This is a genomic window from Ornithinibacillus gellani, from assembly GCF_003730295.1.
Lineage (GTDB): Bacteria > Bacillota > Bacilli > Bacillales > Amphibacillaceae > Ornithinibacillus_A > Ornithinibacillus_A gellani.
In genome coordinates this window covers 85,996-97,709 of record NZ_QTSZ01000029.1, presented here as the reverse complement: position 1 = coordinate 97,709, position 11,714 = coordinate 85,996, and the positions used below count along the sequence as shown (strand labels likewise).

The window sequence follows — 11,714 nt, the reverse complement described above, 5'->3', positions numbered from 1 at the left end:
GAATCATATGGAATTAGTTGAAATTAAAAGTGAACTCGATCAGATGAAGAAAAGAATTGAACAATTTAGGGGGTCTCTTTGACTTAGATCATAAATTAGCGCGCATCGCGGAGCTAGAGGAGCAAATGACGGCACCCGACTTTTGGGATGATCAACAGGCAGCCCAAACTGTAATTGATGAAGTAAATGGTTTAAAACATCAAGTTGGCGCTTTTCAGGAAATAGTTGAGAGCTATGATGATATCGAAGTATCTTATGAATTGGTGAAGGAAGAAAATGATCAGGAATTATTTGATGAACTTAACCAGGATATTGTAGGTTTACGCGAATCGATGAATGACTTTGAACTGCAAATGCTGCTTAGTGAGCCATATGATGCTAATAATGCTATTTTAGAGCTCCATCCAGGTGCTGGTGGTACAGAATCACAGGATTGGGCAAGTATTCTTCTCCGGATGTATCAACGTTGGAGTGAGGATAAAAACTTTAAGGTAGAAACCATGGATTATTTACCAGGTGATGAAGCTGGTGTGAAAAGTGTAACTTTACTTATTAAAGGACATAATGCATACGGTTATTTGAAGGCAGAGAAAGGTGTCCATCGCCTGGTACGTATTTCCCCATTTGATTCATCAGGACGCAGACATACTTCCTTTGTTTCTTGTGATGTAACGCCAGAAATGTCTGGAGACGTGGATATCGAAATCAAAAGTGAAGAAATAAAAATTGATACGTATCGTGCAAGTGGTGCTGGTGGACAGCATGTAAACACAACCGACTCCGCTGTACGAATTACCCATTTACCTACCAATACGGTAGTTACCTGTCAAAACGAAAGATCACAAATTAAGAACAGGGAATCTGCAATGAAAATGCTCAAGTCAAAGCTTTACCAGCTTGAAATTGAAAAACAACAGCAAGAATTAGCGGAAATTCGGGGAGAACAAAAGGAAATTGGCTGGGGAAGCCAAATACGTTCCTATGTGTTTCATCCTTATTCGATGGTAAAGGATCATCGAACCAATGTAGAAATCGGTAATGCCCAAGGCGTAGTGGATGGGGATTTAGATCCATTTATTGATGCATATCTACGTTCCAATATTCATTAATTTGTTATCAAGTAGACAAAAACACCTATAAACCCTATTACTACAGTGTTTATAGGGAAAATGAATTCATGAATTTGCCACAATTAGCTAAACCTTGATATGGCAGCTATTGGCAACAAAGTTCACCAAAATCTGGCATATCGATGTGTTTTATTTTCTAGTTGTTCGGGTATAATAGACATTGACAGCATTTTATTAATTTTGTTAGGGGGATTTAAAGTATGAAGAAATGGCTTCTAGCAATTGTATTCGGTTCTGTGCTCGTGCTTGGCGCGTGCGGAGGCGGCGACGATAGCGCTGACAAAGGAACAGATGACAATGCAGACAGTGGAACAGTGGATTCTTCAGGTGCTGAAGATATCTACAAAAGCAATTGTTCTTCTTGTCACGGACAAGATCTAGGTGGAGGCGCTGGTCCAGACCTAACTAAGGTTGGTTCAGACCATTCTGCTGACGAGATTGTAGATATTATCCACAACGGAACTGGTAGCATGCCAGCTCAAAAGCAAGTAAGTGACGAAGATGCTAAAACTTTGGCAGATTGGTTATCTGAAAAGAAATAAGCACGTTATAACGTGAACGAGGGTTTCATCGATTTTTCGATGACCCTCGTTTTGATTTTGATAAGAAAAATGCTGAACATCGATTGGAATTCCTCGAATGATTCACGTATTTATTGCCCCAATAAAATGATGTTTTCTCCAGACTTTTTACCGCCAATTCTTTCGACCGTTATTCCATTTTGCACCATTTATACCATATTAATAAAATGTAACAGATTGCGTTTATTTTCTATTGTCTGAAATACAATTGTAATAATTTTATGTCTAAAAATGATGTCGTTTAATGTTATAATGGGTTGTAATCGAGTGAAAAACGCGATTGCTTTTTACACAATAAGAAACAGACATCAAGAGGCAAGAACAATAATGTATAAAGGTGATAATAAATTATGATTGTGATGAAGGATATATTCAAAACGTACAACAACGGCGTAACGGCGCTGAATGGCGTAAATGTTGAGATAAAACAGGGTGAATTCGTTTACATAGTTGGACCGAGTGGTGCAGGAAAGTCGACTTTTATCCGGCTTATGTATCGGGAAGCGAAGCCAACAAGTGGTTCTATCATTATTAATGATATTGACCTTGGCGAGTTAAAGGAAAGGAAAGTACCAGAGCTGCGCAGACAGATTGGTGTTATATTTCAAGACTTTAAATTGCTTCCAAAACTATCAACCTATGAAAATGTTGCATTTGCACTTGAAGTAACTGAGGAACATCCACGCAATATCCGCAAACGTGTATTAGAAGTACTCGATTTAGTCGGGTTAAAGAATAAAGCAAGATCCTTTCCAAACGAATTATCCGGTGGGGAACAGCAACGTGTTTCCATCGCGAGAGCTATTGTTAACCATCCGAAAATTGTCATTGCTGATGAACCAACAGGTAACCTTGATCCGGAAACATCGTGGGGAATTATGCGTGTATTTGAAGAAATTAATTCTAGAGGAACGACCATCATTATGGCTACACACAGTAAAGAAATAGTTAATACCATTAAAAAACGTGTTATTGCAATTGAGGACGGATTAATTGTAAGAGACGAGCGCCGGGGTGATTACGGTTATGAAGCTTAGAACAATTAATCGTCATTTAAGAGAAGGTGTTAAAAATGTTTTCCGTAATGGCTGGATGTCCGTCGCATCCATTGGTGCCGTTACAGTAACCCTTATTTTAGTAGGTGCTTTTTTAACGCTTATTTTTAACTTGAACCAAATGGCAGAAAATGTAGAACAAGATGTTGAAATTAATACACTGATTGATTTGACCGTGAATAAAGAAGACATTTTAGAACTTGGTGATCAAATAAAAGCAATCGATGGTGTTGATTCCGTTCTGTTCTCTTCCAAGGATGATGAATTACAGAAGCTTATTACAAGCATGGGAGAACAAGGGAAATCTTGGGGATTATTTGAACAGGACAATCCATTGAATCATGTATATATTGTTCGGGCAAAGGATCCGAATCAAACGATGGCTATAGCGGAAAAGATTGAAGCAATGGATCATGTAGAGGAAGTAAACTACGGAAAAGATGTTGTCGAGCGGTTATTTGAGTTTAATAAGTATGCTAGAATCATAGGCTTGGTGCTTATTGGAGGATTAGTATTTACTGCAATTTTCCTCATTTCAAACACCATTAAGCTAACGATTATGGCAAGAAGCCGCGAAATTGGAATTATGAAGCTGGTTGGTGCAACAAATGGATTCATCAGATGGCCATTCTTTATTGAGGGAATGCTACTCGGTATTTTAGGGTCCATTTTACCAGTTACGGCAATCATGGCTGGTTATTATTATTTGATTACAAACGTTAGTCAGCATATTACGCTTCCGTTTGTGAAGCTGCTTCCATTTAATCCTTTTGCTTGGCAACTATCGCTTGCTATTGTAGGTGTCGGCGCATTGATTGGCATTTGGGGAAGTGTCATGAGTGTACGTAAATTCCTGAAGGTATAACGAACTGTAAGTGTCAATAGGGCGAAATATTTTTTGGGAAGGCAGGGAATAACGGAATGGAGAAAAAGTCTTTTGTAATTACACTTATTGGATTACTGGTCCTGACAATGGGGAGCCTATTTTCCAATGGAAGTCCAGTATTTGCTAAAACAATAGGTGATGTCGAGGATGAATTGAAAGATTTAGAGAAAGAACAAGATAATGTGCACGAAAAAAAGAGTGAAGTAGATACAGATAAGCAAGATACAGATAAAAAAATAGATAAAAACCTGAGTAAACAAGAAAATATCAAGCAAGAAATCACTTCTCTCGAGGAGAAATTGAATAAGACACAACAGTCTATTCAGTTTAAAGAAGGAGAAATAGACCAAACAAAGGATGAAATTAACGAATTAACGGCAACCATTAAGCAATTAAAGGAAGACATCATTGAGTTGCAGGACCGTATAGAAAAAAGAGATGCTTTATTAAAGGACAGGCTTCGCGCCATTCAAAAGAATGGCGGAAGCATGAAATACATAGAAGTTATCCTTGGGTCTAAAAGCTTCGGTGAATTTATTAGTCGCTCTTCGGCTGTAAATACAATTATGGATCAAGATAAAAACATTATGGAAATTCATGCGCAGGAAAAAGTAGATTTACAGGTTAAACAAGTTGATGTAGAAGCGAAGAAGATGGATGTGGAAAAGAAAAAGGTTGCCCTTGAAGACCAAAAAGGGGAGCTGGTTGCTTTGAAAAGCCAGTTGGACAAGCAAATGAGCAAAAAAGAAAGTTTGATTGTTCAATTGGAAGAAGAACATGACGAATTAGAGGATTACAAGTTAACATTGACTGAAGAACAAAAGATTTTAGATGAGCAAGCAGTTGCCATTCAAAAAGCAAAAGAATTAGCGCAGGCTGAAAAAGGAAAGCTGGAGCAATTAGCGAGAGAGAAAGCTGCCCGTGAAAAAGCTGCGAGAGAAAAGGAAGCGCGTGAAAGAGCAGAGCGTGAAAAAGAAAGACGCGACAATCAGAACAAAATAGCAGATGATGAAAATGGTGGAAACGATGAAGGAAATAATGATTCCGATGATGGATCAAATGATGATTCCGGTCCAATCTATGTCGAGAGTGATTTTATTTGGCCGGTTCAAGGTCGAGTGAGCAGTGGATTCGGCCCACGTATCCACCCGATTTCAGGTATTGTAGGTAAATTGCATACTGGTATTGATATTGCTGCTCCTTCAGGGAAATCAGTTAAGTCTGCTGCGATCGGTGTAGTTAGTTCAGCATCACATGGTTATAACGGCGGTTATGGTAACTTTATCATCGTAACACATGTTATTGGTGGTAAAACGTATTCCACATTATATGCACACCTTAGCCAGATTTACGTTTCAACTGGACAGGTTGTTCAGCAAGGAGCTTCAATAGGTGCGGTAGGAAGTACTGGAGATTCAACAGGACCACACCTGCACTTTGAAGTTCACCCTGGTGGATATAAAAACCCTGTTAATCCATTGGGGTATCTACCATAAACAAGCATAAACAAACCTAAAATTGCATAACGTAATAAAAAGCTAGAAATATAACGAGGCATTGCACTAAGGTGCGATGCCTGTTTTACTAAATAAACAGTATTTGGAGCTTTGTTATAGGTAGACAAATAGTCATATGGGCTGGAACATGTTATCATTTTACATATTGAAGTAGTTTCAATGACAAAGATAGAAGGTGAAGGAATGAAGTTAAACGGCAAGAAAACATTACTTATATTACTTGCTGCCTTGCTGTTAGGTTTTTTTGGAGCATATTGGGGAGTTCAAGTAGGGAATAAAAACGCGGCCGATGAGGGAACCAATCAGCAAGCAGCACAGCAGTCAAACAATGATAAACAAAATGATGCAGACAAACAACCTGATAACATGACTAAAATTGAACAGGCATATGCATTAATCAAGGAAAACTTCGTGGGAAATGCAGAAGACAAGCAGTTGGTTGAAGGGGCTATCCAAGGCATGCTGACATCATTGGAAGATCCATACAGCACGTATATGGATGTAGAAGCCATGAAGGAATTCAACGAACAGATTGAGTCCTCATTTGAAGGTATTGGAGCAGAGGTTAGCATGGTGAATGGAAAGGTAACCATCGTCACTCCAATTAAGGACTCACCAGCGGAAAAAGCGGGGCTTCGACCAAATGACCAGGTGTTAACCGTCGATGGAAAGAGCTTGGAAGGTATGGATTTAAATGAAGCTGTTAATTTAATTCGAGGTGAAAAAGGTTCAGAAGTTGTTTTGTCGATTCAACGTTCAGGAGCATCCAAACCTTTTGATGTGACGCTTGTACGCGATACGATACCAATTGAGACTGTCTATAGTGAAATGAATACAGATAACGGCAAGAAAACCGGTGTGATTGAAATTACGAACTTCTCTGAGCATACAGCTGAGGAATTCGCTGAACAATTAGAAAAACTGGAAAAGGACGGCATGGAAGGTTTGGTACTTGATGTTCGTGGAAATCCAGGTGGTCTATTAAATTCTGTAGAGGATATTTTGGAACATTTTATTCCAAAAGATGTGCCATATATCCAAATTGAAGATAAAAATGGACAAAAAGAAAAATATTATACAGATTTAAAAGAGAAGAAATCTTATCCAATTACCGTGTTAGTGAATGAAGGCAGTGCATCTGCATCAGAAATTTTAGCAGTGGCAATGAAGGAAATTGGTTATGATATTGTTGGAACGAAAAGTTTTGGAAAAGGTACCGTTCAGCAGCCAGTCCCAATGGGAGACGGAAGCACCATTAAGCTTACATTCTTTAAGTGGTTATCACCGAAAGGGAATTGGATCAATGAAAAAGGTGTGGAGCCAACGGTAAAGGTTGACCAGCCTGATTATTATTATGCAAATCCAATTCAAATCGAAAAACCATTAACATTTGACCATACCGGTGAAACGATAGAAAATGTCCAGCAGATGCTGACAGGACTTGGTTATAAGCCAGGAAGAACGGATGGTTATTTTGATAAGCAAACTGAAAATGCAGTAAAAGCTTTTCAAAAGGAAAATGAATTGAAACAAACTGGAGAAGTGGATGAAAAAACAGCTGGTCTCATGGAAACAAGGATTATCGAAAGAATCCGCAGTGGTGAAGATGACGAACAGCTTGTAAAAGCAGTAGAAGCATTATACAATTAATGAAGAAATCAGCCATGGAATCGATTAGATTTCCAATGGCTGATTTTTTTATCCTGATCCCTACTATATCCGTTTTCATGATAAATATGTAGCGTCACATGTTTATGGGAAAATGATATACGCAGACCAAAAATTTGAATTTGACTTCGGGTAGGCAGCCGTATAAACAACTTGCAACAACCTTGGAAATCTGCGCGTAACGCAATAAAGCGATGGATATTCTATAAAACGATATAAAATGTGGAACTTTGGAATTCTTCCACACATACGTGACTCAATCAAATATTGGGTGATTCGAGAATTTTTTTCGGATTTCAAGTATACTAGATACAATACAAAAAGTTACACCATTATAACATCAATCATTATAGATGATAATCAACTTGATGGGGTGGTCTTATGGCAGAAGCATGGTTGATAGAACTTGCAAAGGGAATTGGTAGATTATTTTTAAATCCGTTATTCTATTGGTCTTTCTTGCTTGTTATCTTAGCAGGAACAGTCCGGATCAAGCGAGAAAGACGTCACTTTGGATCTCGTGTGTATGATATTTTTGCCGAGTGGAAGGGAAATTGGCAGTTGTCCTTGTTACTTGGATTATTTATTTCTGTTTTATTTATTGGAATTGGATTTGTATTTACATATGAAACAATACTCATGTTAGGTATTATCACGATTTTACTTAGCATAACTAGACGTTTCACGTTACTATCTCCAAGCTATACAATTGGAATCACGTATTTATTACTGTTGTTGCTTCCTTTCGTGATGGAACAGCAAACGTTTTTCTCCAAAACATTTTTTTCGAATACAAATTTTATAGCACTAACCATTCTATTAGGATTATTGTTACTCATCGAGGCACAGTTTATAAGCCGAACGAAGAATCAGAACACCTTCCCGGAATTGGCGAAAGGAAAACGTGGAGGATGGATTGGGATTCATCGAATGAAGCGAATGGCAATTATCCCATTTTTCGTACTTATACCGTCTGGTTTGATCACGCCTTTTGCTGATTTTTGGCCGTTTTTTACAATTGGAGGCAATGAGTTTAGCCTTTTACTTGTACCATTTCTTATCGGTTTTGAATATAAAGCACGAACAACTTTACCACAGCAATCAGCAGCTGTAATTTCGCGTCATGTTTTATTATTGGGATTACTCGTTATTGCTTTAGCAATTGGCAGCATCTTTATTTCCTGGTTGTCATTGTTAGCTGTTATCATCGCAATTGTTGGTAGAGAGTTAATCAATTATCGGTATCGAATACAGGAAAAGGAAGATCAATCTTATTTTTCTCCTACAGCAAATGGTTTAAGGGTATTAGGGGTGGTTCCAGGTACTCCGGCAGACCGTCTGCAAATACTTGCAGGTGAAGTGATCACGAAGGTGAATGGCAATCGAATTCACCATGCAGCTGACTTTTATCAGGCTTTACAAACTACCGGATCCTTTTTTAAATTGGAAATACTAGATAAAGATAATGAAGTTCGTTTCGTACAAAGTGCATTATATGAAGGCGATCATCATGAACTGGGTATGATTTTTATTTCCGAACCGTATCGAATGAAATCTTCAGATTAAGGTTGATGGACGGCAGGTACATTGTTAAAATAATTAGCTGGATAGACGAACAATAATAGAAACAATCGACGCAGGGCAATCTATTAGTGTGAAGCTGTGCTGTATATGGAAGAAAAGAGGGACTACGAAAAAATTTAAAAAGTAAGTTGGGATTATATTGGAATCCAACTTGCTTTTTTAATCTATGATTCTGAGGTACATCCATTTCTTGAGCAAGAAGCGTGATTTGAACTACAAGAAGATTGAAATATATTTCAGGAGCATGACTAAATCATGTGCGTTATGTTTGATCCTATAATATTCGTATGACAACAAAATAGGACATTTTAAAAATGCCTGCAAGTACTGATATATCCCTTGTTTTTGTAATCAAATGTTGATAATTAGATATTTTTTTACTTTTGAAACCTGACAAAATTGTGAACGGTTTCTTTTTTTATGACTTCTTTTCCATGGTGTTTTATTTCGTACGATATGTCGCCATTATTTTACACTGTACACAGCGTAAATAAGGAGAATAGACCTGAGTCTTTTGTCGTGATTTTGCTCACTGGTGATAGTGAAAACCTTTTCTATAATTGAAAAGAACATGGGAGCAGCTGTCTGCAAGCATCGTAAACACTATCCCGTGTATTAAATGATAAAGCACGCCTGATGGGATGAGGAGGCCTGAAAATGATTCAAACAGTAGCATGGATTACAAGTTTATTCTTTATGTTAATGGTTGCCGCGGTATTTGGTGTTGTAGCTTTGAAATCAAAAGAGAGAAAAGATTATGAGCCAATTAAGAAAAAATGGTATAAGGCTCGTACATTTTATGGTATTTCATTAGTTGTACTAATGCTTGTATTGACTATTTATACGTTACGTGAACTTCCCTATAATCAGCCTGTGTATGGACAAGGGAAGGATCCAACCATTGTGGATGTGGAGGCATTGCAATTTGGATGGAATATAAGTCAAACAAGTTTCAAGGTTGGTGAACCAATTGAATTTGACGTAACGAGTGCGGATGTGAACCATGGTTTTGGAATCTATGATGAAGATATGAATCTAATTGCTCAAACGCAAGCAATGCCAGAATATGTAAACAAAGTGTATATCACTTTTGATGAACCTGGCACCTATGAAGTTCTATGTTTGGAATATTGTGGTTTAGCACATCATTTAATGATTGCAACCCTAGAAGTTACGGAATAATTTGGAGGTGGAGACATGGAGATGATACGAAAGAAAAGATCTGATAATTCCCTTATTGCTACGTATCTTGCAATTGGCGCGACTGTTGTTGGTGTCATGATGATTTTCGGAATTCTGATGTTACTTGCTCAAGGGGGCGTCCTGGAACTTCAGCCAGCTGCGTTTTATCAGTTTTTAACCATTCATGGTACTGGAATGATTGGGGCTGCTGCATTGGCAGGGGCAGCAGTCATGTGGTATTTTTTACGAAATTATGTTGATTTAAGCAAAAAGATTTTTGGTCTAAATTTATTGTTTTCCCTTATTGGAATCGTAATGGTTATTATTGGTGTGTTTTCTTTTGAATATGCAAGCTCATGGACCTTTTTATACCCATTACCAGCCCTTTCAGCAAATGCTTGGGGAACAATTGGTGCGCTACTTTATTTAGTTGGAATGCTCGTTCTTGGTGTAGGGTTTCTGCTCATGTATATCGACGTTGGCAGGGCCATTATTAAAAAATACGGCAGTCTGGGTAAAGGGCTTGGCTGGGACGTGATATCTGGGAAGAAGGCTGAAGCAGATGCCCCACCAGCGACAGTTGTGGCAAGTACGATGGTAACGATTGTTAACGTTACGGCGTTAACTGCCGGTGCCACAGTGTTAATTATGAATATAATTAACGTCATTAATCCGAGTTTCACATTTGATCCATTACTTGCAAAGAACCTCACCTATGCATTTGGCCATATTTTCGCTAACTCCATTATTTATATGGGTGTGATTGCAGTTTATGAGATCTTGCCACGATATACGAATCGTCCGTGGAAAGCGAATCGTATCTTTTTAATTGCTTGGACCATGTCAACATCATTCACGCTCGTTATTTATACACACCATATGTTGATGGATAGTGTTATGCCAAAATGGATGCTCATTATGGGGCAGATTTTATCCTATGCGAATGGATTGCCTGTATTGGTCATTACTGCATATGGCGCCTTGATGATTGTGTATAAATCAGGGATCAAGTGGGATATGGCTTCCGGGTTAATCTTTATCTCTATGTTTGGCTGGACAGTAGGTGTCGTCCCAGCGATAGTGGATGCAACAATTGTTGTGAACCATGTCATGCATAATACCAAGTGGGTTCCAGGCCATTTCCACATGTATATGGGGCTTGGAGCAGTAGTGATGATATTTGGATTTATGTATTTCTTATCGAAGGAGGATAGCAGTTTAAAGACAAATCTATTCGATCGCATTGCTTTAATTTGCTATACCCTATCCATTATCGGTGTAAGTGGAGGTTTCCTTGTTTCAGGGGCATTGAGTACACCAAGAAGATGGGCAACACATTTTCCTGATTGGATGGGACCCGCTGTGTTTGGAGCAGTTTCAGGTGTGCTAGCGGCTATTTCGGTTACGATTTTCGTTATTCACTTTATCCGCTACATGATGGTACGGAATAAAGGGAATGAAGGAAAGGTTTTCCATGAAAGAAAACTGGCATAATACAGCTGCCACTATACTCGTCATTATTTTTGGTGTACTGTTTCTTTATGCTACAACAGATGGTTTTCGCGCATTTACAGAAGAAAGTGCCAGGGTTCTTCGTTTATATGAAGAAAAGCCACAGTTTCCCTTATTGGAATTGGAAGACAGTAAAGGTAGGACCTACTCCTTTTCTGAATTTGAAGGGAAATATGTGATGTTAACGTTTATATATACGGCATGTACAGATGTTTGTCCTAAGCTTGAATTAAATTTAGCGCAGGTCTATGACCAAATACCATCGAAATATATGGGGAAGGATGTTGTTTTCCTCAGTATCAGCTTTGATCCAGAACGGGACGATGTGAAGACATTAGAAAAATATCAACAGTCATTTGATAGTGATGGCGAAACATGGCGAATGGCCAGGATTCAGGATGAGCAGGAATTAGAGCAGTTACTCGATCAATTTGGTGTGATTGTTATTCCTGATGGAACGGGTAATTTTTCACATAACTCGGCTTTCTATCTTGTAGACCCAAAAGGGAAGCTTGTTGAAGTGCTTGATTATAAAGAGCCAAATGCTGCAGCAGCGCTACTTACCGCCAGACTCGCCGAAAGATAGGAGAATGGTTATC

General features: G+C 38.4%; 10 protein-coding genes. All 10 read left to right on the top strand.

The window, feature by feature from the left end:
* Window positions 1-7 precede the first annotated feature (7 nt).
* The 10 genes from prfB (at window position 8) to DX933_RS08620 (ending at window position 11,701) form a co-directional block, all read left to right on the top strand.
* Window positions 8-1,109, top strand: a protein-coding gene (gene prfB / locus DX933_RS08665; RefSeq protein WP_123316044.1) for a peptide chain release factor 2 whose coding sequence is annotated in 2 segments (ribosomal slippage) — window positions 8-79 and window positions 81-1,109 — 1,101 coding nt in all. Because the reading frame shifts where the segments join, the coding sequence is not laid out codon by codon here.
* A 221-nt stretch (window positions 1,110-1,330) separates the two neighbouring features.
* On the top strand, window positions 1,331-1,672 hold the full coding sequence (gene cccB / locus DX933_RS08660; protein WP_123316043.1) for a cytochrome c551: 342 nt from the start codon (window positions 1,331-1,333) through the stop codon (window positions 1,670-1,672).
* 389 nt (window positions 1,673-2,061) lie between these two features.
* Entirely contained in the window at window positions 2,062-2,748 is a 687-nt protein-coding gene (gene ftsE / locus DX933_RS08655; RefSeq protein ID WP_123316042.1) for a cell division ATP-binding protein FtsE, read from the top strand.
* On the top strand, window positions 2,738-3,631 hold the full coding sequence (gene ftsX / locus DX933_RS08650) for a permease-like cell division protein FtsX (RefSeq protein ID WP_123316041.1): 894 nt from the start codon (window positions 2,738-2,740) through the stop codon (window positions 3,629-3,631). The genes ftsE and ftsX overlap by 11 nt, the downstream gene beginning before the upstream one ends.
* Window positions 3,632-3,687: 56 nt before the next feature.
* Window positions 3,688-5,148 carry a murein hydrolase activator EnvC family protein gene (locus tag DX933_RS08645; protein WP_123316040.1) on the top strand — a complete coding sequence of 487 codons (1,461 nt, stop codon included), beginning with the start codon at window positions 3,688-3,690 and terminating at the stop codon, window positions 5,146-5,148.
* A gap of 204 nt (window positions 5,149-5,352) precedes the next feature.
* Entirely contained in the window at window positions 5,353-6,819 is a 1,467-nt protein-coding gene (locus DX933_RS08640; protein WP_123316039.1) for a S41 family peptidase, read from the top strand.
* Between the two features lie 399 nt (window positions 6,820-7,218).
* Window positions 7,219-8,403 (top strand): PDZ domain-containing protein, encoded by a 1,185-nt coding sequence (locus tag DX933_RS08635; RefSeq protein WP_123316038.1) that lies wholly within the window; start codon window positions 7,219-7,221, stop codon window positions 8,401-8,403.
* A 675-nt stretch (window positions 8,404-9,078) separates the two neighbouring features.
* On the top strand, window positions 9,079-9,603 hold the full coding sequence (locus tag DX933_RS08630; RefSeq protein WP_123316037.1) for a cupredoxin domain-containing protein: 525 nt from the start codon (window positions 9,079-9,081) through the stop codon (window positions 9,601-9,603).
* A gap of 15 nt (window positions 9,604-9,618) precedes the next feature.
* Window positions 9,619-11,097, top strand: a complete 1,479-nt coding sequence (locus DX933_RS08625; RefSeq protein WP_223805924.1) for a cbb3-type cytochrome c oxidase subunit I — start codon at window positions 9,619-9,621, stop codon at window positions 11,095-11,097.
* Window positions 11,078-11,701, top strand: coding sequence for an SCO family protein (locus DX933_RS08620; RefSeq protein WP_123316036.1), 624 nt, complete (start codon window positions 11,078-11,080; stop codon window positions 11,699-11,701). Before DX933_RS08625 ends, DX933_RS08620 begins: the two co-directional genes overlap by 20 nt.
* The last annotated feature ends 13 nt before the right edge of the window (window positions 11,702-11,714 follow it).